This is a genomic window from Streptomyces sp. NPDC054956 (assembly GCF_053609185.1).
On sequence record NZ_JBSGXB010000651.1, the window covers coordinates 1 to 1,241 of the forward strand.

2 pseudogenes are annotated in these 1,241 nt (G+C 75.8%); one reads left to right on the top strand and one right to left on the bottom strand.

The features are described from left to right. Positions 1 to 150, bottom strand: a pseudogene (locus tag ACWGDE_RS39065) (MFS transporter); the annotation flags it as partial. On the opposite strand from ACWGDE_RS39065, the pseudogene ACWGDE_RS39070 reads away from it, so the two are divergent. Beyond that, positions 143 to 1,241 (top strand): annotated as a pseudogene (locus ACWGDE_RS39070) (lanthionine synthetase LanC family protein); the annotation flags it as partial. The pseudogenes ACWGDE_RS39065 and ACWGDE_RS39070 overlap by 8 nt on opposite strands.

A 1,241-nucleotide genomic window follows, 5' to 3' on the forward strand; every position in this document is an offset into this window, starting at 1 on the left:
CGGCAGGTACAGCGGCCGGGCGGCGTACTGCGCGAGGATCCCGGCGAGCAGTGGTCCGCAGCCCAGACCGCCCATGTTGGCGGCCGTCGCCACGAAGGTGGCCCGGGAGGCGCCGCCGCGCGGGGCCAGCTCCATGACGTAGGCCGTCCGGGAGATCCTGTCCGGCGCCCCGCAGGGCACACCGGGCGAACGCCTCCCCGCGCCGCCCGGACCGTACCTGCCCGTGGAGCCGCGCCAATGGCCCGCCGCGCGTCTGTCGATGACCGCGGCACTGCGCGCGAGCGCCACCCCGGACCGCGAGGACCGCATGGTCCCGGGCGACATCGCGCAGTTCGCGGCCGCCGGGGGAGGCGTCGGCTTCGGCCACGGAATCGCCGGCGTGCTGCACGCCCTCGCCGAGACCGGAGCCGGACCCTGGCCCGAGGCGGAGCAATGGCTGCTGGACCGCACCGCGGAACCGGACTCCGGCACCCCGCTCGGCTTCTACGACGGCCTGGCCGGCACGGCCTGGACGCTGCACCGGCTCGGACACCCGGACCGCGCCCTCGACCTCGTGGACCGGCTGCTCCACCAGCCCTGGGAGAGCGCGGGCCCCGACCTGTACGGCGGACTCGCCGGCATCGGCCTGGCCCTTGACGCGATCGGCACCGCGAGCGGCGAGGGAGGCCTGCACGCCGCCGCCCTGCGCTGTGCCGAACTCCTCGCCCGCCCGGAGCACCGGCCCGCTCGTGCCGGACTGCTGTACGGCGACTCCGGCCCCGCCCTGCTCTGCGTCCGGCTGTACGAGCGCACGGGCGACAAGGAACTCCTGACCCAGGCCGCCCGGGCGCTCCACCGCGACCTCGACCGCTGCGTCACCAGCGCCTACGGCACCCTCCAGGTGAACGAGGGCTGGCGCACGATGCCGTACCTCGGCGAGGGCAGCGTCGGCATCGGCATGGTGCTGGACGACTGGCTGGAGCACGGCCCGGACGAGCGCTTCGAGCAGGCCCGGCAGCAGATCGTACGGGCGGCGCAGGCGACCTTCTACGCCCAGCCGGGGCTGATGCGCGGCGCCGCCGGGATGATCCTCCACCTGGCCCGGACCACCACGCCGGGCCCGGGCACCGGGCCCGATGCCATCGCCCGCCAGATCGACGCACTGGCCCGGCACGCGGTGCCGTACCAGGGGCATCTGGCCTTCCCCGGCGAGCAGATGATGCGGCTGTCCATGGACCTCGCCACGGGCACGGCCGGCGCTC